The organism is Clostridioides sp. ZZV15-6383 (assembly GCF_020657735.1).
Lineage (GTDB): Bacteria > Bacillota > Clostridia > Peptostreptococcales > Peptostreptococcaceae > Clostridioides > Clostridioides difficile_D.
On sequence record NZ_JAGWCV010000019.1, the window covers coordinates 17,778 to 37,069 of the forward strand.

Consider the following 19,292-nt stretch of genomic DNA (forward strand, 5'->3'; position numbering starts at 1 on the left):
TTACACCTCCGAAGTAAACACACCATCTTTAAGTCGTATAACCTTAGTTGCATACTTAGTTAAATCTTGATCATGTGTAACCATTATTATAGTCTTACCTTGTTTGTTAAGCTTTGTTAAAAGCTCCATAATTTCTCTGCTAGTTTCACTATCTAATGCTCCAGTTGGTTCATCTGCAAAGATTATTTGAGGGTCATTTGACAAGCAACGTGCAATTGCTACACGCTGTTGCTGACCACCAGATAATTGAAGAGGTTTCTGTTTAAGTTTGTCCAAAAGCCCAACAGAGTTTAACTTATCTTTAACAATTTCTTCTCTTTCAGATTTTTTTAGCGTTTTATTGTAAATTAGAGGTAACTCTACATTTTGATATACATTTAAAGTTTCTATTAAATTAAATTGTTGGAAAACAAATCCAATATTAATATTTCTAAAAACAGAACGTTCATTTTCACTCAAATTAGTTACATCTGTTCCATCAAATATATATCTTCCTTCATCAAATACATCTAGAAAACCTAAGATATTAAGTAAAGTGGTTTTACCACTACCAGATTTACCCATTATCATAACAAATTCTCCAGATTCAATTTCTAAATTTAAAGATTTTAAAACATGTAATTCATCTTTCCCTACTTTGTAATACTTTTGAATATTTTCTAATTTAATTAACATATGTAAATTAATTCACATCCATAGTAACTTCTTCTACTTTTTTGTTTGGAGTAGCATCTCCATTATTAGAACCAGCAGTTACGCCATCGCCTTGAACTGGGTCTCCTTCTTTCATTTCTTTAGTAGGGTGTTTTATTACTATATCTCCTTGTTCAAGTCCTCCTCTAACTACAGCAAAATCATCATTTTGACTTGCTACATCTACAATTTGCTTTTTCAATATACCATCTAAATCCTTAAATACATATGAGTGTTTTTTGTCTTTAAGTACACAAGATGATGGTATTTTAAAGCTTGAATTGGCTACTTCAAGTGATGCTTGAAGATGGAATCCATTTACTAATCCTTCTTGATTATCAAATGCTATGTTTATATCATAATAAGACAGAGTATTCTGCTGAGCTCCCATCTCAGTATTTGGAGTAGATGGTTTGTCAGATATAAAACTTATTCTACCAGTAAGCTTTTGGTCAGTTGAGAAAACTAATATATTAACCATTTGGTCAACCTTCATTTTAGGTAAATCTTGCTCACTTGCCTGTCCTTTCATATAAAACTCTAGACCTTGAATAGTCATAAAGGAGACTGGTTGGTCTGGGTTTCCAGTTTGGTCATTCAAGTATACTGTGCCATCAAAAGGAGCAGTAACTCTGCCATATGCTTTTTTATCCAGAGAAGCTATCTGAGAGTTTAAAGCAGTTATTTGCGCATTTATAGAAGCAATAGCATCTCTATTTTCAGCAATATTAGAAAGTGATATTTTTTGTTTTTTGTATTGACTAAGCTGTGATTTTAAACTATCTATTTCTGCTATTATAGTTGGATTTTTAGTAGTAAAAAGAAGGTCTCCTTGATTTACTTTTTGACCATTTGTAACATTAACATTACTTAGCTCATAATCTCCAGACATATTGAAATCCTTAGTTTGCTTAGGAACAACCATACCATTTATAAATATTTTCTCATTTTCAGGAATAGTATATGTTTCGATAAAGTTTTCCTTAGCTTGTAATTCAGTGTTTTTTGAATCAACATAAGCAAGCACTCCTAAAATTAAAAGTATAATTACTACTATTCCTGCATATATTTTGAATTTTTTATTTTTAAAGGGATTGCTTTTAAAACCCTTATTTTTAGCTTTGAAGCCACTACTTCCAAAACTGTTACTTCTAAAGTTGTTACTTTTAAAGCTGCTATTTCTAAATTTTTTATTTTTAAATTTTTTTAGAAAAGACATGTCTTCCTCCTTTTTATAAAAACTATTTATTATATACTGGGATGTACATATAGAATTACTATTAAGAAGTCTGTTGAATATAAGTTAATGGAAATAAACTATCAATACTAAGATGCTATAAATCACATTTGAATGTAATAGTAAATTTTGTATATTGATTGTACTCTGAATCTACATCAATTTTATGACCGAGTTTGTCACAAAGTTCTTTCACTAAATAAAGTCCAAGTCCTGTAGATTTAGAATTATTTCTTCCATTATTACCTGTAAATCCCTTATTAAATATTCGATTTAAATCTTCTTTTTTTATACCACAGCCAGTATCTTCCACTCTTAATTGTAAATAATTTTTGCTTATTTTGCAATAGATATATATTTTATCTCCTAATGAAGAATATTTTAGGGAATTACTCAATAATTGCTCGAATATGAAGTAGAGCCATTTTTCGTCTGATAAAATTTTAAAATTCAAATTATTTAATTTTAAAATAATTTTTTTTGAAATAAAATACTTTGAATATTTTCTTATGATATCCCTAATAATCTTTTCAATATTTACCTCTTGAATCAAAAAATCTTTATGAAAATCTTCAAGTCTTGATAAATATAAAATTTTTTCAACAGAATTTTCAATTCTAAATATTTCACTATCTATATCATCAGAAATTTTTTCATCAATTAAATTTTCCTTTTGTTCGAGAATAAGTTTTATTATCGCTATAGGCATTTTTATATCATGCACCCACATATTCAAAATCTCTTTATTTTCTTCAAACTTCTTAATATTATTGTTTATTATGCTATTACACTGATATTGATAATTTTTAATGATGTCCAGATATATTTTTTCTTCTTTTTTACATTTAACTAACTTTATATCATTCATATTAATTTTGAATGTGTCATTGTTTATGTTATCTAAAAATTTATTCTTCTTAATGTAGCTAATGAGTAGATATAAAAATAAAAACACAACATTTACAATTAATATATACAAAATAGTATCAATTAGAAAAACATCTATGGGAGAAAATATAATAACTGCTATTGTAAAAATTAAGAAAGTAAAATTGTACACTAAAAATCCAAGTTTATCTTTAAGAAAATCTTTAAAGCTCATAAATTCACCTACTTAGAGTTGTTTTAACTGATTATATAACCCAATCCTCTTTTTGTCTCTATAAAATCTTCTATACCGATTTCATTTAATTTTGATCGAATTCTATTTATATTGACAGTTAATGTATTATCATCTACAAACCAATCACTATCCCATAATTTTTTCATGAGTTTGTTTCTACTGACTATCTGACCTTTGTATTTCATAAGTTCATGAAGAATTTTAATTTCATTTTTTGTTAGTTCAATAGTATTGTCTTCATAGCTTATGGTTGCAGTTGATAAATCTAAAGTAATACCATTGTGAACAATCTGATTTGAATTGTTCTCAACAAAATTATAAGTTCTTCTTAAAAGGGCATTAACTTTAGCTATTAAGACATCTATAGAAAATGGTTTTTGTATATAATCATCTGCACCTATATTCACACCCATTATTACATCCATATTAGAATTTCTTGAAGAAATAAAAATTATAGGGACTTTTGAAATTTTTCTTATTTCATTACACCAATGAAAACCGTCATAAAATGGAAGGTTTATATCCAATAAAACTAATTGTGGCTTATAGTTTCTAAACTCTCCTATTATATTTTCAAGATTTTCTATTTGATGCACATCATGTCCCCATTTAGAAAGACATTCTGCTATGATATTCTTTAATGAAACATCATCTTCAATTACCATTATTTTAAACATTCTTACCTCCTAATTCAAAATAGTTATATTAACATAACTATATTCTACTTGATAAATTAAAATATTTCTACCTTATTGTTTAAAATAATTATATTAATATAAATATAATTTTGCTTTATAAATTATATTTTAAACATAATTACAATAAAAATGAAGAAATATAATGAATACTTACGAAAATGTAACTTTAAATTAATGTAATTAAATGTTTAAAAGCTATTTTAATATATATAATATATTTGTGAGAATTAATAAATAACTAATTGTGCTAAGAGGTGATTATTGACTATGGAAGAAATATTATCTGTTGAAAATATAAAAAAGGAGTATGGAATAAGAGGTTCAAAGCATGAGGCTCTAAGAGGAATAAATTTCAAGATTTATAAAGGAGAATTTGTTGGTATTATGGGTTCGTCTGGCGCTGGCAAATCAACTCTTTTAAATATTATTTCCACAATAGATTTACCTTCATCAGGAGATATTTATATAAATGGAAAGAATACTATCAAAATGAAGCAAAATGAATTGGCAGATTTTAGACGTGATAATCTTGGATTTGTGTTCCAAGACTCTAATCTTTTGGATACACTTACAATAAAAGAAAATATAATGTTACCTCTTTCTTTAAAGAATGAAAGAGTATCCGTAATAGAAAATAGAATAAAAGAAATTTCAAGAGAATTAAATATAGAATCAATATTAGGTAAATATCCTAGCGAAGTTTCAGGAGGAGAAAAACAAAGAGGAGCTGTCTGTAGAGCAATAGCAACAAAACCATCACTAATACTTGCAGATGAACCTACAGGAGCATTAGATTCTAAATCTGCAAGAAATTTGTTGAATTGTCTACTAAAATTAAATAAAGATAATAATAGAACGATATTAATGGTAACTCATGATGCTATAAGTGCAAGTTTTTGTAATAGGATACTCTTTATAAAAGATGGAATAATATTTACAGAAATTGTAAAAGGAGAAAGCAATAGAGAATTCTATAATAAAATAGTAAATACAGTTTCCTTAATTGGAGGAGTTAATAAAAATGAGTTTATTTAGAATTGCCATGCAAAATGTAAAAAATAGTTTTTTTAATTATTTACTGTACTTTATTTCAATTGTATTTAGTGTATTTGTATTTTTTAGCTTTAAATCTATAGAGTATAACGAAGCTTTAAACTCACTTGGGGAGAAAACGAGGATGAGTATTAACACAAGTTCAATTGTAATAGTGGTATTTGTTTTTTTATTTATATATTATTCAAACTCATTTTTCTTTAATAGACGTAGACGAGAGGTAGGTACCTATAGTTTACTTGGAATGAGGAAAAGTCAAATAGGGAAAATATTTTTATATGAAACTTTTTTGATGGGTACACTTGCAATATTAATAGGTATATTTTTAGGATTGTTATTTTCAAAGCTCATGACTATGATGCTTGTAAAATTAATGAACGAAATGATAGTAGTAAAGATGAATTTAAGTATAAAGGCCTTAGTTCAAACACTAGCTGTATTTTTAATAATATTCGTAGTTATTGGAGTAAGAAATACCATAGTTATCAGAAATAAGAGGATTGTAGAGTTATTTAATAAATCACCAGAAAAGTATAGAGTCAAAAAATTTATAAAGTTAAAAGGTATACTTGGAGTTTTATTAATAACTATCTCTTATTTAATGTCAATTAGTTATTTTATTGCTGAAAATATTATGCTTTCAGTTTTTATATTAATTACAATAATACCTGGAACTTTTTTATTCTTCTCATCAGTGATGTATATGATTATTGATACTATTAAGAAGAAAAAAAGTTTTTATTATAAGGGAAGAAATTTAATTGCCTTTTCTGAACTTGGATTTAAATTAAAGAGTAATAGTAGTGTATTGACTTCAATAGCAATATTAATAGCCACAAGTGTAACTATGCTAGGATTTACCATATCACTTTATTATGATATAGATAGGAATATAAATGAAAATTACAGATACAGCTATACTATAAATGCAGAAAATCCTCATGTAAATAATGAAATTGACAAATTATTATATAAATATAAAAAAGATAATAAGATAATCTTTGACAAGACAATAGAACTTATAGAAAGAGATGTAAATCTTGAAATGAATTATAAAAATGGAAATAGTTACAAAGAAGATAGAACTGATGTAGATTTTATTAGGGAAAGTGATTTTAAAAAATTAAGACAGTATCAGAATAATAGTTATGAAGAATTAACTTCAAAGGAATATGTGTATTATGTTTCTGATTCATATAAGAAAATACTTTTTAAAGATTTTGACATTAAAAAAATAAACATACATCTTAAAGATAAAAATGAGCATGATACAAATTTGCTTACAGTACAAAAAATCATCTTAGAACCAGAAATAAATTCACAAGCCACACTTGATTTAATTGTAGTAAAAGACGGAGTATTTAATCAATTAAAATCAAAAGGAAATTCCAGATTAATAAGATTAATTGACATAGAAAATGAAAAAAAAGAACTTGATTTAACTTTAAAATTGAAAAATACAGTGAATGAAAATATGCAATTTACTTACCCTTTTAACTTTACATCAAGTGCTGAAAGCTATAATAACCTGATAAAACTAAGTGGTCTTATGCTATTTATAGGGATGTTTTTATCTGTAGTATTTCTTTTATGCACAGGTAGTATAATATTGTTTAAGCAACTATCAAATATATATGATGATAAAAATCGATATATTATGCTAACAAAACTTGGAGCAAATAACAGGGATATTGAGAAAATAATATCAAAACAGTTAAAGGTTGTATTTTTATTACCACTAGTAGTAGGTACAATTCATAATTTATTTGCTATGTCAATTGTACAAAAGTTTATACCAAGGTCATTACTTACTCCAATTATTATAACTCTAGTAATTTACTATATAGGATACTTTGTATATTATTTTTTAACCTTAAAATATGCTCAAAATATGATAATGGAATAAATAATAACTTATTTTTTATTAAAAAATCCAAATTTTAGTAAAATAACTTATTTAAGTCAAGTAAGATATAAAATATTAGAATCAAGATTAGGATGTACTATAATGATGAAATTAACCTTTGAAAAAGTACATATTTTGTATCAGTTATATTACTTGATGTTATATAATAAATTTAAGCAAAATATCAAATAAAAAATGGCGAGGAGCTGAAATTTATGAAGTTTAATGCTTACCAACATAAATATTCATCAATAAGAAATGTCATGTATGCTAAAAATGGAGCAGTTGCAACATCAACACCGCTAGCATCTCAATCTGGGCTTGAAATACTAAAAAAAGGTGGAAATGCTGTTGATGCAGCAGTTGCAACAGCTGCAACATTAGCAGTAGTAGAACCTACAAGCAATGGGATTGGAGGAGATGCATATGCTCTTGTTTGGATAGAGGAAGAAAAACGCTTGTATGGTTTAAACTCTAGTGGTTTTGCTCCAGAAAAGATGGAATTAAAAAATTATAATAATATGAAAGAAATGCCAAAATATGGGTTTGGAGCAGTAACTGTACCTGGAATACCTGCAGCTTGGTCAGAACTAAATAAAAAATATGGTAAACTTAGTTTAATTGAATGTTTGTCTCCAGCAATAAACTATGCAAGAGATGGTTATGTAGTATCTCCTAATGTAGCTAAAGTATGGAAAAAATCATATGAACTATATGAAAAAGAGTTTATTGGAGAAGAGTTCAAACCATGGTTTGATACATTTTCTAAAGATGGGAAAGCTCCAGAAGCTGGAGATATATTTATATGTGAAGAACAGGCAAATACATTAGAAGAAATAGCAAATACTCAAGCTGAAAGTTTTTATAGAGGAAGACTTGCTGATAAAATAGATGAATATTCTAGAAAGTTTGATGGAGCTATAAGAAAGAGTGATTTAGAGCGTTTTTATCCAACATGGGTAGAGCCTATAAGTACAGAATACAAAGGGTATAAAATATTTGAAATACCACCAAATGGACATGGAATAACAGTTTTAATGGCACTTAATATATTAAAAGAGCTGGATATAGAAGGAAATATAGAAAATGTAGAAGATATACATAAAATTATAGAGAGTTTAAAATTAGCTTTTGCAGATTCTAAAACTTATGTAACTGATATAGAACATATGAAGGTAAAAATTCAGGAGTTACTAAACCAAGAGTATGCAAAAAAAAGAAGTTTATTAGTTGATAATAAAAAGGCTATGTATCCAAGTGCTGGAGAGCCATATTGTGGTGGTACAGTATATCTTTGTACTGCAGACAAGGATGGAAATATGGTTTCATATATACAGAGTAATTATATAAACTTTGGTTCTGGAATTGTTATACCAAATACTGGAATTGCTTTACATAGTAGAGGTAATAATTTTAATTTAGACCCTGAACACTATAACATAGTAAAACCATTTAAAAAACCTTATCATACTATAATACCTGGATTTTTAGGTAAAGAAGATAAAGCGATAGGGCCATTTGGTGTTATGGGAGCTTTTATGCAACCACAAGGACATATTCAAGTATTAACAAATATGATAGATTTTGGATTAAATCCACAAGAGGCACTAGATGCTCCAAGATGGCAGTGGATAAAAGGCAAGGAAATAGAAGTTGAACCAGAGATGCCAAAGCATGTAATAGATTCATTAATTGAAAAAGGACATGAAATAAAAGTAATTCATGATACTGTCGATATGGGACGAGGTCAAATAATATTCAAAACGGAACAAGAAAGTTATATTTGTGCGACAGAATCAAGATGTGATGGACATGTCGCAGTTTATTAATCTTATCAACTAGAAATATATACAATGAATTTAAAGAGTGTATGAAATAATAATTAAAGGCGAAAGTCTGCAATGACTAACGCCTTTGTAAAAATTAAAATAATATATATTAATTCTATATATTATTAATTTTATTCTTGACCAGTTTTAATTTCATTGTCGTCATAACTAATCCAGTCACTAAAACTACCAATATAAATCTTATGAGGTATATCAAGTTCTCTAAGGGCAAGACTGTTGACACAAGCAGATATACCTGACCCACAAGATAAAATTACTTCATCATAATTATTTAAATCTTTAAAGAAATCTTTTAAAAATTTTATGTCTTTAAGTGAGCCATTTTTAAAATCATTTTTTATCAAATCCTTACAAAAATAATTTTTTGCACTTGGTATATGACCAGCTTTTGAGTAAGCAGGTTCAATTAAACCTTGGTATCTTTCATTGGCACGACAGTCTATGATTACAGTATCTTCTTTGTATAATTTAGATTTAACATATTCCATTGGTACAACCAAATCATCATTTATATTTAGTTTGATTTCCTTACCTGTACAATTTGGGATATTTACTTTCTCTTCTAATTCTCCACCTTCCTTCACAAAAGATGTTATTCCTCCATCTAGTACATAGACATTATTAAGACCTAAGTGTTTTAATTGGAAAAATAATCTACAAGCTCCATTTAAATCTCCATCATCATAAGTTACAATCGTAGTGTCATTATCAACACCCATTTTTTCTAATTTTTCTTTTAATATTAAAGGGTCTTGTAAAGGATTTTTGCCACCATGTTCTTTTGCAGGAGATGATAAATCCTTGTCTATATCTAAGATGAAACTGCCTTTTATGTGCCCTTTTTTATAAGAATCAATGCCATAAGTTCTATTGATAAGGTCAAATCTACAATCTATAATGACTAGATTATCATTTTGTTCTAGTTTTGATATAAGTTCTTTTGCAGAAATAATGTTTTTCAAAGAACGTACCTCCTATGTTTATATTATTTTTATTTTAATTCATATTGATTATTAACTTTATAAACTAATATTATTATAATTTATTACATAAGTAAATAAATCTTTAGAAATTGTAAAAATTTTATATAAAAATTCAAATAATTAATGAATATTGAAAATTTTAGATATATAATAAAATAAGAGTATATTTTATACAATATGAAAGCTGATATTGCAATAGATTAAAGTCTTGTACACGCTTAGTTTTTAAAGAAATTAGTGTTATTATGAAAACCTAAGTTAACTTATTAAATAAATAATTGAATAAAAAATTTTTATTATGTATTTATAAAATTTTTGTTACAAATTTGGCATAATATAGTATACTTTAAGTGTGTATTAGGTTAAATCTATAACAAATCAGACATATGATATAGGACTTAACATTTATTGGTAGTCAAAAGAAATTTGTTAATATCAACCATTTGTAATTTGGGCAGTTATAATTACTTTACAGGGGGGATGTCCAATACAAAACAATTAATGAAGAACTAATATTATATTATAAAAAGTTATAGTTTTGTGTGTTTATGTTTTTAATTAAATTTAAAGTGAGAAAAATATATTTGTTAGAATGGAGAATGGCGAGATGAGTAATAAAATAGTTAGTAAGAGACAATTAACAGATAGTATTTATTTAATGGAAATAGAGGCACCTAGAGTTGCAAAATCTTCTCAACCCGGTCAATTTATAATAATTAAAAATGACGAAAAGGGAGAAAGAATTCCTCTTACAATAGCTGACTATGATAGAGAAAAAGGGACAGTAACTATTGTATTCCAAACAGTTGGTGCTTCAACTAAAAAGTTAGCAATGTTTGAAGAAAACGATTTTGTAATGGACTTTGTAGGTCCACTAGGACAAGCAAGTGAATTTATACATGAAGATATAGAAGAATTAAAAAATAAAAAAATATTATTTGTAGCTGGTGGAGTTGGTTCTGCTCCAGTGTATCCACAAGTTAAATGGTTTAAAGAGCATGGATTAGATGTAGATGTAATAATTGGTGCAAGAACTAAAGAATTAATTATATTAGAAGATGATATGAAAAAAGTAGCTAAAAATGTATACGTATCAACAGATGATGGAACATATGGATTTAATGGAAGAGTTACAGACCTATTAAAAGATTTAGTTGATAATCAAGGAAAAAAATACGACCAAGCAATAGTAATTGGACCAATGATAATGATGAAATTTATGTGCCAATTAACTAAAGAGCTAAACATACCTACTATAGTAAGTTTAAATACAATAATGATTGATGGAACAGGTATGTGTGGTGGTTGTAGGGTTAGTGTTGGAAATGAGACTAAGTTTGCCTGTGTAGATGGTCCAGAATTTGATGGACATTTAGTTGATTTTGACCAAGCAATGAGAAGACAATCTATGTATAAGACTCAAGAGGGAAGAGCTATGCTAAAACTTGAAGAAGGCGATAGTCATCATCATAGTAATTGTGGATGTGGAGGTAACAAATAATGGATGCTAAAAAAGTAAAAGTACCAGTCAGAGAACAAGAACCTGCTGTGAGAGCAACAAATTTTGATGAAGTTTGTTTAGGATATAATAAAGAAGAGGCTATGGCAGAAGCTAATAGATGTCTAGCTTGTAAAAAACCAAAATGTGTAGGTGGATGTCCAGTAGGAATTGATATTCCAGGATTTATAACAAAAATTAAAGAAGATGATATAGAAGGTGCTGCTAAGGTAATAGCTAAGAGCAGTTCATTACCAGCTGTTTGTGGTAGAGTATGCCCACAAGAAAGTCAATGCGAAGGTGTATGTATACTTGGAATAAAATCAGATGCTGTATCAATAGGTAAACTAGAAAGATTTGTAGCAGATTGGTCAAAAGAAAATGATATAAATTTATCTGATACAGAGCCTAAGAAAAATCAAAAGGTAGCAGTAATAGGAAGTGGTCCAGCAGGTCTAGCTTGTGCTGGTGATTTAGCTAAAAAAGGTTATGATGTAACAATTTTTGAAGCAATGCATGAGCCAGGAGGAGTTTTAACTTATGGAATACCTGAATTTAGACTTCCAAAACAAGCTGTTGTTCAACCTGAAATAGATAATATAAGAAAATTAGGTGTAAAAATAGAAACTAATGTAATTGTTGGTAAAACAATTACAGTAGATGAACTTATAGAAGATGAGGGATTTGAAGCTATATTCATAGGCTCAGGAGCTGGTCTTCCAATGTTTATGAATATACCAGGAGAAAATGCAAATGGAGTATTTTCTGCAAATGAGTTTTTAACTAGAGTAAACTTAATGAAAGCTTATAGAGATGACTATGATACACCTATTAGTTCTGGTAAAAAAGTTGCTGTAGTTGGTGGCGGAAATGTTGCTATGGATGCTGCTAGAACTGCACTAAGATTAGGTTCAGAATCATATATAGTTTATAGAAGAAGTGAAAAAGAGCTTCCAGCAAGAGCTGAAGAAGTTCACCATGCAAAAGAAGAAGGTATTATATTTAATACATTAACAAATCCTAAAGAGATTTTAGTTGATGAAAATGGATATGTTAAAGGTATGGTTTGTATAAGAATGGAATTAGGAGAGCCAGATGATTCTGGAAGAAGAAGACCTATAGAAATAGAAGGTTCTGAATTTGTACTTGATGTAGACACAGTTATAATGTCACTTGGAACAAGCCCAAATCCATTAATATCTTCTACAACAAAGAGTCTTGATATAAATAAGAAGAGATGTCTAATAACAGATGAAAATGGTCAGACTTCTAAAGAAGGAGTGTTTGCAGGTGGAGATGCTGTTACTGGAGCGGCAACAGTAATATCTGCAATGGGTGCTGGTAAAACAGCAGCAACTTCAATAGATGAATACTTAAAAGCAAAAGTTAATGCTTAATCTGTAAATTAAAAAGACCAAGCTAGAACATAATTTCTGGCTTGGTTTTTTTTAGATTATGTAATAATGGGTTATTGTTTTAATATTCGATGCTAGGTAACATAATTCTGTCTAATTGTGATAAAATAGTATACAATAAAGGTTTTGTAAGGAGGGAATAATATGTTGCCAATAAAATCATATTTGTCAAATCCAATATTAGATAACAAAAAAACAAGGTGTACAATTGATGGTATTTTAATATGAAAAGAAAAGAAAAAGTATTTGATGGTCTAGTTTTTAAGCATATATTAATTTTACTGATGCTGTTAGTATTGATTGACCTTACAAGCACAATCATATATGCAAGTAATTCTATAGAAGTTACTTCTAGAAATATGACTGTGGCATCAAAAAGAGAACTTGAAGACTATTTAAAAGTAAACACATCTTTATTAAAAGCTCTTAGTCAAGAGGAGAGATTTTCTACTAGTGAAACATCTTTAATTGAAAAAGGAAAATTATTAAGACCATATCAAAAAGAATACAATCTTTTTATGATTGGTATAACAGATAAAAAAGGAAACACTTCAAGTACATATAGGGAAAAAGTTGGCTCAATAAAAGATAAGCCTAGTTTTGAGAAAGCAATTAAAACAAAGCAGGTAGTAGTATCAGATATTGAGATTAGTAATGTGACAGGTGATAAAGTATTTATTATATATGTGCCTATTATAAAAAATAATGAGGTGATTGGAACTATTTTTGCTTCTTTTTACTTTCAAGATGTAAATAAGATAATAAATAGAAGTAACTTTGATGGTTCTATTAAATTTCTAATGATAGATAAAGATTATACCATTATTTCTCATCCAAATAAAAAGTATGTAAATGATAAAAGAAAAATGTTTACTTTAGAAGGAAACATTATAGGAACTACTAAAAATAAAATCTTAAAAAATATAGATGAAAAGCATCAAAGTAATTTTTTATCTTGGTATAATTGGAGATTATATGATGTAAGATATGCAAACATTAAGGGAACTAATTGGACTTTAGTATCAAAATGTAATATATTTAAGTACTTTAAAAGTCTAATAATTAATTTTATAATCAAATTGTATTTCTATATAGTAATATTTATGATATTGTGGAAATTAAGTAATGCTAAGTTAATAGAGCAACTTAAAAAATTGGCATATTATGATTCTTTAAGTGGAATAAAAAACAAAGAAAAGTTTAGAAAAGATTCTATGTATATTTTAAAGAATTATTATCAGGATGATTTTTACTTAGTACAATTAGATGTTAATAAGTTTAAATACATAAATGAGATGTTTGGCTATGCTGAGGGAAATGAGATATTAATGCATATTGCACATGTTTTAAATAATAATATAAGTAAATATGAAATTTGTGCTAGGATGGATAATGACCATTTTATATTATTGATTTCTTGTAGTACTGAAGATGAACTTTTAGATAGATTGTCTAAAATAAATAATGAAATTTGCAATTTAAGCACTATTAATTCGTCTAAATATAAAATTGTTATATCGAGTGGAATATATAAGATTACTAAAAAAGATGATATTCAAAAGATTGACTTATTAATTGATAGAGCAAATATTGCAGCAAAAACTAAAAAGGACAAATATGAACATTCATATTCATTTTTTAATGAAGAGACAAGAAATCGATTGTATAAGGAAAAACGATTGGAAGATAATATGAATAAAGCTCTAGAAAAAGGTGAATTTATAGTGTACTATCAGCCTAAGTATAGTCTAAATGATGGAAATGAAATTGAAGGAGCAGAAGCCTTGATAAGATGGAATAGTCCAGAAATGGGATTTATTTCACCTATAGATTTTATACCTTTATTTGAAAAGAATGGTTTCATTGTAAATATTGATATGTTCGTATTTGAAGAAGTATGCAAGACCTTAAATAAGTGGATAAATAAAGGGTATACTCCTGTACCAATTTCTGTGAATATGTCTAGAGTTCATTTATATAGGAGTAATTTTATAGAAAATATAACTGATTTGATAAATAAATACGATATATCTCCTGAGTTTATCGAACTTGAACTAACAGAAAGTATTGTATTTGATAATTTAAACATATTGATTAATATAATGAAGAAGATTAAAGAAATAGGATTTCTTATATCAATGGATGACTTTGGTTCAGGATATTCATCTTTAAATCTATTAAAAGACCTTCCTTTCGATGTTTTAAAATTAGATAGAGTGTTTTTAATTGAAACAACAGATACAAAACGTGGAAAAATTATTATTTCTAAAATAGTGGAGATGGCAAAGGCGATTAATATTAAAGTAATCTGTGAAGGAGTAGAAACTTATGAGCAAGTAGAGTTTTTAAAAGAAATAGGTTGTGATAAGGTTCAAGGATATTTATTTGCTAAACCTATGGTATTAGATGAATTTGAAAATAATTTAAACTTTAAATTTAACTGATGACAATTAATTATTGGATTATAGAATACCCTAACAATTGACTTACAAATATGTAAGCTAATTGTTAGGGTATTTTTATGGTTAAAGCAGTATGTTCACGATATTATAGTATTGTAATAAAAATAAAAAAATTATGGAGAATATAAAATGAACATATTAAGTATTAGAAATATATCAAAAACATATTGTGGAAAAGTTCCATTTAAAGCATTAGATAAGGTCAATCTAAATATAGAAAAAGGAGAGTTTGTGTCTGTTATGGGGCCATCTGGAAGTGGTAAATCTACTCTTTTAAATATAATATCTACAGTTGACAAACAGAGCGAGGGTAAAGTTATATTGGATGGATATGATATAAGTAAATTAGAAGGAGAAAAACTTGCTGAATTTAGAAGGAAGCAACTTGGTTTTGTATTTCAGGATTTTAATTTGATTGACACTTTAACTGTTGGCGAAAATATTATGTTGCCACTTACACTAGATGGCGCAAGTGTTAAAGAGATGAATATACAAACTAGAAGTATATCTAAATTTTTAGGAATTGATAAACTTTTAGATAGAAGAACTTATGAAATTTCAGGAGGGCAGGCACAAAGGTGTGCTATTGCTAGAGCCATTATAAATAAACCTTCCATACTTCTTGCAGATGAACCAACTGGAAATCTTGACTCAAAATCTACTGATGATGTTTTGAAGTTATTTACTAAGGTAAACAAAGAACAAAATGTAACAACACTTATGGTAACTCATGAGGCATATAGTGCAAGTTATTCAGATAGAGTTATTTTTATAAAGGATGGTTGTATATATACAGAAATAAAAAAATCTGAAAGCAAAAATTCTTTCTATTCTGAAATATTATCTGTATTGTCTCAAATAGGAGGTGTAAGATAGTGAATTTTAGAAGATTTGCTTATAATAATATAGTTAGAAATTTTAGGGCATACTTAGCATATTTTTTAAGTTCGGTTTTTTCTATAATGATATTTTTTGTCTTTGCAGTATCTATGTTCCACCCAATTATAACAAACTCTGGAATTCAAAGTGGTTCTACTGCATTTATGGCTCTTATGACTTCAGAATTAATAATACTAGGATTTAGTCTACTTTTTATATTGTATTCTTTAGGCAATTTCTTAAAATATAGATTAAAAGATTTTGGAGTATTGATGATAATTGGAATGAGCAACAGACAACTGAAAAGGTTGATATTGATTGAAAATTTGATAATAGGTTTTTTAGCAATAATATTAGGTATATTACTGGGCTTATCAATTTCAAAATTGTTTTTATTGTATTTAAGTAAGTTATTTTATATGAACTTAACGGAGCCTTATTTTCCAATAAAAGCAATACTAATGACTGTTATATCTTTTATGATTTTATTTTTAATAACAGGACCAATGAGCTTAAAATTATTAAATAAAAACAGTATTTTAGAGCTTTTGGTAGGTACAAGAAAGCCTAAAAAAGATATAAAGACTTCAAAGTTATTTGGAATAACTGGTGTAGTATGTCTTATATTAGGATATGTTATAATACTATTTGGCAATGAGTTGAAGATAAATGGAGGTATATATACAACAACACTATTAATTACTTTGGGAATATTTTTATTTTTTTCTCAATTTACTATTTTGATATTAAAGTATTTGAAAAATAAAGAAAAGTTTTATAAAAACAAAGTAAATATGTTACTTATAAGTAACTTGATGTATAAACTAAAGGATAATACACGATTGTTATTTTTAATAACAATACTTTTATCAGCTACTTTAGTAGCATTTACAACAACCTCAACACTTGTAAGTTCTCAAGGAGAATCTTCTAAAAATAATTTTCCAATGGTTTACTCATATTTTTCAGAACATAATAATGAAAAAGAATATGAAGAATTACAACAAATCAGAAATACAATCAAAGGATATGATTATAAGGAGTTAAGTTTTCCTGTTCTTAAATATAATAGGGAAGTCTTACTAAGTGTAAAGAATTATAACAAATTATCAAAGGAATTGGGACTAGATAAAATTAGTTCAAAGTTAGAAAAGTATGAAGGTGTTATAATTCCTAGTAGCAATTCAAAAGAGCATATAAATTCTTTAAAACAATTAAAAAATTATAATGTAAAAAATGTGAATATAGAAATAAAAAAATCAACAAATAAAATAATTTTTCCTACAGGAATGTTCAGTAAAATTATAGTTATAAATAACGATTTATATGATGACATAAAAGGGGAATTTTCAAAATTGAATTTTCATGGATTTGATTATAAAAACTGGCAAAGCAGTGCAAATATAACTGAAAAGTTAAAAGAAAAACATTTTAATTTAGATAGAGAATATAATAGGTCATATTTTTTAACGTTACCAGATATGTATTTAGTAGAGTTACAACAAAGCAAAATTCTCCAATTTATGGGCATTTTTATAGGTGTGATACTATTTGTGGGAGTTTTTAGTTTTTTATACTTCAGATTATATACAGATGAGTTAGAAGATAATGTTAAGTATAAAAAACTATCAAAAATAGGTCTATCTTTTAAAAATATGAATAAGATTGTTAGTATAGAGATAGGTACATTATTTTTTATACCATATCTTATAGCAATTATAAATAGCGTAATTTCTTTATTATTTTTAAATAAGGTATTAAATAATAGTTTTAACTTAGAAAATCAGGGTATATTACTAGTGATATCAATTATATATTCACTTTATTTTTATCTGTTAAAAAAATTTTATACTAGAAAAGTTTGGTTTTTTGATTAAAGTGGTATATAATAGATATATAAAATTAATATTTAAAAAGTAGTTAATATTAAGGGAGGGCATTTGCACCTCCCTTGTAATATGTGGAAAATTGAATATTAGAAGAAGGAGGAAACTTGATGGAAAATCAACAATTATTAGGAACAGAACGAATCAGTAAATTACTACTGAAATATTCTATACCAGCTATAATAGGTATGCTGGTAAATAGTTTATATAATGTAGTAGATAGAATTTTTATTGGAAATATACCAGGAGTTGGTCCACTTGCAATAACAGGTCTTGGTGTTACAATGCCAATAATGACAATAATACTTGCATTTGGTATGTTGATAGGGATAGGGACTACTACTACCATATCAATAAAGCTTGGGCAAGGTAAAGTAGAAGAGGCAAGAAAACTTATAGGAAATGCAATGACATTATCTGTAGTAACAGGAATTATCATAATGATACTTGGAATATTATTTGCAAATAAAATACTTACATTGTTTGGAGCAAGTGAAAATACTTTAATATATGCAAAATCATATATAAATATTATATTATTAGGTACAATAGTAAATCTTCTTTCCTTTTCTTTAAACCACTCAATAAGAGCTGATGGTAGTCCTAAAATTTCAGCAGGAATAATGATAGTAGGATGTTTAACTAATATAGTTTTAGACTGGATATTAATATTTGGATTCAATATGGGAATACAAGGAGCTGCTGTTGCTACAGTAACTTCTCAAGCTCTTACAGCTGTTTTAACTATAGGATATTATATAAGTGGGAAATCAAACTTAAGATTCAGCAAATCTAATTTAAAATTAGAAAAAAAGTTAGTAAAGGCAGTGTTTGCAATAGGTATGTCGCCATTTGCGATGCAGCTTGCAGCAAGTTTAGTCCAAGTAATATCAAATATTGCACTTAAAACTCATGGTGGAGATTTAGCTATAGGGGCTATGGCTACTATTTCTTCTATCGCAATGGTATTTTTAATGCCTATTTTTGGAATAAATCAAGGAGCGCAACCTATTATAGGTTTCAATTATGGAGCTGAAAAATATGATAGAGTTAAAAAAGCCTATTTAGGTTCATTAGTAGTAGCTACTATAATTTTGTGTATGGGTATGGTAGTAATTATGCTTTTCCCAGAAGCTATCATAGGTATATTTAATAAAGACCCTGAGCTTATGAATATATCTGTTAATGGGTTAAGAATATACTTACTTATGTTGCCAATTGTAGGATTATCAGTTACAGGAACAAACTTTATACAATCTATAGGAAAAGCCAAAATGGCTATGTTATTGAGTCTTTTAAGACAAGTAATTTTATTGATACCAGCAGTATTAATTCTCCCTACATTCTTAGGTTTACAGGGTGTATGGACAGCTCAACCAGTATCTGACTTTATAGCTACAGTAATTACAGGTATAGTTGTATTTAGAGAGTTAAAAAGATATACTCCTAAAAGTAAGAAATTAAATAATAGTGAAAGATTAAATGAGATAACAACTGAATAGAAAATATAATTTCAGATAATTGAGCAAAAAATTGCAAAAACTATGATTATATGATAAAATAAAACCGCTGTCAAGGATAAGAGAAATTCTAATTATGGAGTGATTTT

Annotated in this window: 15 protein-coding genes; 10 read left to right on the top strand and 5 right to left on the bottom strand. The window is 27.2% G+C overall.

What is annotated here, in order from left to right; all coding sequences use genetic code 11:
* The 3 genes from KGF42_RS09025 to KGF42_RS09035 all read right to left on the bottom strand — a co-directional run bounded on the left by KGF42_RS09025 (position 1) and on the right by KGF42_RS09035 (position 2,798).
* A complete protein-coding gene (locus KGF42_RS09025; protein ID WP_054273514.1) occupies positions 1-675 on the bottom strand; it encodes an ABC transporter ATP-binding protein in 675 nt (224 codons plus the stop codon).
* 7 nt (positions 676-682) lie between these two features.
* A complete protein-coding gene (locus tag KGF42_RS09030) occupies positions 683-1,912 on the bottom strand; it encodes a biotin/lipoyl-binding protein (RefSeq protein WP_227826155.1) in 1,230 nt (409 codons plus the stop codon).
* A gap of 115 nt (positions 1,913-2,027) precedes the next feature.
* On the bottom strand, positions 2,028-2,798 hold the full coding sequence (locus tag KGF42_RS09035) for a HAMP domain-containing histidine kinase (RefSeq protein WP_227821043.1): 771 nt from the start codon (positions 2,796-2,798) through the stop codon (positions 2,028-2,030).
* A 61-nt stretch (positions 2,799-2,859) separates the two neighbouring features.
* On the opposite strand from KGF42_RS09035, the gene KGF42_RS09040 reads away from it, so the two are divergent.
* Entirely contained in the window at positions 2,860-3,048 is a 189-nt protein-coding gene (locus tag KGF42_RS09040; RefSeq protein WP_227821042.1) for a hypothetical protein, read from the top strand.
* Positions 3,049-3,055: 7 nt separating this feature from the next.
* On the opposite strand, the gene KGF42_RS09045 is transcribed toward KGF42_RS09040, so the two are convergent.
* On the bottom strand, positions 3,056-3,730 hold the full coding sequence (locus KGF42_RS09045; protein WP_227826156.1) for a response regulator transcription factor: 675 nt from the start codon (positions 3,728-3,730) through the stop codon (positions 3,056-3,058).
* A gap of 288 nt (positions 3,731-4,018) precedes the next feature.
* On the opposite strand from KGF42_RS09045, the gene KGF42_RS09050 reads away from it, so the two are divergent.
* The 3 genes from KGF42_RS09050 (at position 4,019) to ggt (ending at position 8,539) form a co-directional block, all read left to right on the top strand.
* The gene (locus KGF42_RS09050) at positions 4,019-4,786 is read left to right on the top strand and encodes an ABC transporter ATP-binding protein (RefSeq protein ID WP_227826157.1); all 768 of its coding nucleotides are present in this window, start codon (positions 4,019-4,021) and stop codon (positions 4,784-4,786) included.
* A 142-nt stretch (positions 4,787-4,928) separates the two neighbouring features.
* A complete protein-coding gene (locus tag KGF42_RS09055; protein ID WP_227826158.1) occupies positions 4,929-6,710 on the top strand; it encodes an ABC transporter permease in 1,782 nt (593 codons plus the stop codon).
* Between the two features lie 215 nt (positions 6,711-6,925).
* Positions 6,926-8,539 carry a gamma-glutamyltransferase gene (gene ggt, locus KGF42_RS09060; protein ID WP_227826159.1) on the top strand — a complete coding sequence of 538 codons (1,614 nt, stop codon included), beginning with the start codon at positions 6,926-6,928 and terminating at the stop codon, positions 8,537-8,539.
* A gap of 131 nt (positions 8,540-8,670) precedes the next feature.
* On the opposite strand, the gene KGF42_RS09065 is transcribed toward ggt, so the two are convergent.
* Positions 8,671-9,522 carry a sulfurtransferase gene (locus tag KGF42_RS09065; protein ID WP_227821038.1) on the bottom strand — a complete coding sequence of 284 codons (852 nt, stop codon included), beginning with the start codon at positions 9,520-9,522 and terminating at the stop codon, positions 8,671-8,673.
* Positions 9,523-10,150: 628 nt separating this feature from the next.
* Between KGF42_RS09065 and KGF42_RS09070 the strand changes: the two genes are divergently transcribed.
* From KGF42_RS09070 to KGF42_RS09095, 6 genes are all read left to right on the top strand, one after another.
* Entirely contained in the window at positions 10,151-11,044 is an 894-nt protein-coding gene (locus KGF42_RS09070) for a sulfide/dihydroorotate dehydrogenase-like FAD/NAD-binding protein (RefSeq protein ID WP_009905491.1), read from the top strand.
* A complete protein-coding gene (gene gltA / locus KGF42_RS09075) occupies positions 11,044-12,438 on the top strand; it encodes an NADPH-dependent glutamate synthase (RefSeq protein WP_227826160.1) in 1,395 nt (464 codons plus the stop codon). Before KGF42_RS09070 ends, gltA begins: the two co-directional genes overlap by 1 nt.
* 242 nt (positions 12,439-12,680) lie before the next feature.
* Positions 12,681-14,900 carry an EAL domain-containing protein gene (locus KGF42_RS09080; protein ID WP_227826161.1) on the top strand — a complete coding sequence of 740 codons (2,220 nt, stop codon included), beginning with the start codon at positions 12,681-12,683 and terminating at the stop codon, positions 14,898-14,900.
* 147 nt (positions 14,901-15,047) lie between these two features.
* Positions 15,048-15,794, top strand: coding sequence for an ABC transporter ATP-binding protein (locus KGF42_RS09085; RefSeq protein WP_227821036.1), 747 nt, complete (start codon positions 15,048-15,050; stop codon positions 15,792-15,794).
* Positions 15,794-17,674 (top strand): ABC transporter permease, encoded by a 1,881-nt coding sequence (locus KGF42_RS09090; RefSeq protein ID WP_227826162.1) that lies wholly within the window; start codon positions 15,794-15,796, stop codon positions 17,672-17,674. The genes KGF42_RS09085 and KGF42_RS09090 overlap by 1 nt, the downstream gene beginning before the upstream one ends.
* A gap of 119 nt (positions 17,675-17,793) precedes the next feature.
* Positions 17,794-19,185 carry an MATE family efflux transporter gene (locus KGF42_RS09095; protein ID WP_227821034.1) on the top strand — a complete coding sequence of 464 codons (1,392 nt, stop codon included), beginning with the start codon at positions 17,794-17,796 and terminating at the stop codon, positions 19,183-19,185.
* The last annotated feature ends 107 nt before the right edge of the window (positions 19,186-19,292 follow it).

What these genes read in the sequence shown, in the direction of transcription:
- KGF42_RS09055 (WP_227826158.1), top strand. Translation starts at nt 4,929, where the DNA reads ATGAGTATTAACACAAGTTCAATTGTAATAGTGGTATTTGTTTTTTTA.
- KGF42_RS09035 (WP_227821043.1), bottom strand. Translation starts at nt 2,798, where the DNA reads ATGAATGATATAAAGTTAGTTAAATGTAAAAAAGAAGAAAAAATATAT.
- KGF42_RS09085 (WP_227821036.1), top strand. Translation starts at nt 15,048, where the DNA reads ATGAACATATTAAGTATTAGAAATATATCAAAAACATATTGTGGAAAA.
- KGF42_RS09050 (WP_227826157.1), top strand. Translation starts at nt 4,019, where the DNA reads ATGGAAGAAATATTATCTGTTGAAAATATAAAAAAGGAGTATGGAATA.
- KGF42_RS09095 (WP_227821034.1), top strand. Translation starts at nt 17,794, where the DNA reads ATGGAAAATCAACAATTATTAGGAACAGAACGAATCAGTAAATTACTA.
- KGF42_RS09025 (WP_054273514.1), bottom strand. Translation starts at nt 675, where the DNA reads ATGTTAATTAAATTAGAAAATATTCAAAAGTATTACAAAGTAGGGAAA.
- KGF42_RS09070 (WP_009905491.1), top strand. Translation starts at nt 10,151, where the DNA reads ATGAGTAATAAAATAGTTAGTAAGAGACAATTAACAGATAGTATTTAT.
- KGF42_RS09030 (WP_227826155.1), bottom strand. Translation starts at nt 1,912, where the DNA reads ATGTCTTTTCTAAAAAAATTTAAAAATAAAAAATTTAGAAATAGCAGC.
- ggt (WP_227826159.1), top strand. Translation starts at nt 6,926, where the DNA reads ATGAAGTTTAATGCTTACCAACATAAATATTCATCAATAAGAAATGTC.
- KGF42_RS09045 (WP_227826156.1), bottom strand. Translation starts at nt 3,730, where the DNA reads ATGTTTAAAATAATGGTAATTGAAGATGATGTTTCATTAAAGAATATC.
- KGF42_RS09080 (WP_227826161.1), top strand. Translation starts at nt 12,681, where the DNA reads ATGAAAAGAAAAGAAAAAGTATTTGATGGTCTAGTTTTTAAGCATATA.
- gltA (WP_227826160.1), top strand. Translation starts at nt 11,044, where the DNA reads ATGGATGCTAAAAAAGTAAAAGTACCAGTCAGAGAACAAGAACCTGCT.
- KGF42_RS09040 (WP_227821042.1), top strand. Translation starts at nt 2,860, where the DNA reads ATGAGTAGATATAAAAATAAAAACACAACATTTACAATTAATATATAC.